The sequence below is a fragment of the Endozoicomonas arenosclerae genome (assembly GCF_001562015.1).
In the GTDB taxonomy this organism is placed as follows: domain Bacteria; phylum Pseudomonadota; class Gammaproteobacteria; order Pseudomonadales; family Endozoicomonadaceae; genus Endozoicomonas_A; species Endozoicomonas_A arenosclerae.
Genome location: NZ_LASA01000045.1, coordinates 1 through 1,595 on the forward strand (window position 1 = coordinate 1; position 1,595 = coordinate 1,595).

General features: G+C 43.6%; 1 protein-coding gene and 1 pseudogene. Both read right to left on the reverse strand.

From position 1 onward, the window contains the following. Nucleotides 1-416: 416 nt before the first annotated feature. Nucleotides 417-887 carry an IS200/IS605 family transposase gene (tnpA, locus tag WG89_RS03055; RefSeq protein ID WP_062261083.1) on the reverse strand — a complete coding sequence of 157 codons (471 nt, stop codon included), beginning with the start codon at nucleotides 885-887 and terminating at the stop codon, nucleotides 417-419. A gap of 80 nt (nucleotides 888-967) precedes the next feature. After that, a pseudogene (locus WG89_RS03060) lies at nucleotides 968-1,273 on the reverse strand (transposase zinc-binding domain-containing protein); the annotation flags it as partial. Nucleotides 1,274-1,595 lie beyond the last annotated feature (322 nt).

Genomic DNA, 1,595 nt, shown 5'->3' on the forward strand with positions numbered 1-1,595 from the left:
CGGTAACGGAAATGACTGAGAGTTAACTCTATCCATCGGTAACACTCATCTTTAGACTCCCAGCCAGGTTCTATGTCTGGGACATGTTCAAGGAAGTCGCTGACCTGATCCAGGGTCTTGATGAGTTTGGTGTTCATGATAATCTTCATCCTCTCATCATGAACGACATCCTGGACCTTTACAGGCTCAGTTCGTATTGGAAACCGGGCTTTTGTTCAGGCTCATTTTATATTGGAAGAGACTGTTTATGGAGCTACTAAATAAATGATGCTATATGTTTATATCGTTTACCCAACCAGACCTTTGGCAGATTAGACAAGATCCCTTAAAAAACTTTTGGATTTTATATGTCCTACATAACCAGAATGAACTACCCCGCAGCAAGCTGCGGGGTATCCTCAGTGCAACTTGAGTGGTCAGTCCATAAACAGACTGATTTGGTTCGGACTTATTTCCTTCCGGTGTAGCTGCTTGTACTCCGCATTGCCTTGGTTTTTCACATAATTTGCAATTACATCTTCATTACCATGCTGGCCGACAGTATTCATAAAATATCCTGAACTCCAGAATGCTCCACCCCATAACTTTTGCTTAACTTCAGGGTTTTTCTTGAAAACTTCACGTGCCGTGATGCTCTTTACTTTCTGAGCGATCGACTTCGGACTCATGGTCGGTACCGACTGTATAAGAAAATGGACATGATCCTTATCAGCACCAATTTCTAAGAAGTAAATTTCATAACGCTCTGAGATAGCCAAGCATACCTCCTTCAACGTCTTGTCTACTTCATCGCTAAAGACCACTCTTCGATACTTTGCTGGACAGACCAAGTGATACATAAGAACAGTGACATTGTGGGATTTGTGGATGAACCTACTTTTAGCCATCCACAAAATGTAGTCACAAGTTCATGCTGCGGCTAATGCCGCAGAAACGCAGCAAGCTGCGGGGAATATGACCCGTAGAGATTCAATTCATGAGGAAGAGTGAATACCAAGTGGCGATGAGCCGTATCCAGAAGGATATTCTTTTTACGGTCGAGCCAGCGTTCAATTTGTATTTTGTTGCATTGAGGGCAGTTGCGATGTCTGCATGAGTTGTAACTGATGCGTTCAACATGCCCTTCGGGGCAGGCTTGTATATGGCCACCCATAGCGGCCGTTCTGCAGTTTATGAAATCATTAGCCGCTTTATATTGATGCAGTGGCAGTTTTTTATTCTTGCTATAGAATTCAAAGTCCTGCCTGAATATTTTCTGAACCGTTGTGTTCATGAGTTCCATCGGATGATCAAGAACTCTCAAAGATAGAACACAATCCTGTTATTAACTTCCCCCAGCGCTAGCTGGGCGCGTGCAACGCTTAGTTTAACCGCCCACTGCAAGTAATCGAAGCGCCACAAGACTTAGGCAAAACACTCTGAAGTTCATTGGGTCGGATTACAACGTCTTGTTGGACGCGCCCTTGCACGGGCCCTTCTATGTATTTATCTTTGTACGACTTGAGTCGTTATTGAGCCTCAGCCACGAGATTTATAATCCCAGGGCCGGTGAATGGGATCATTTTTGAGTATAAATATCCCTTATTATATTCTGC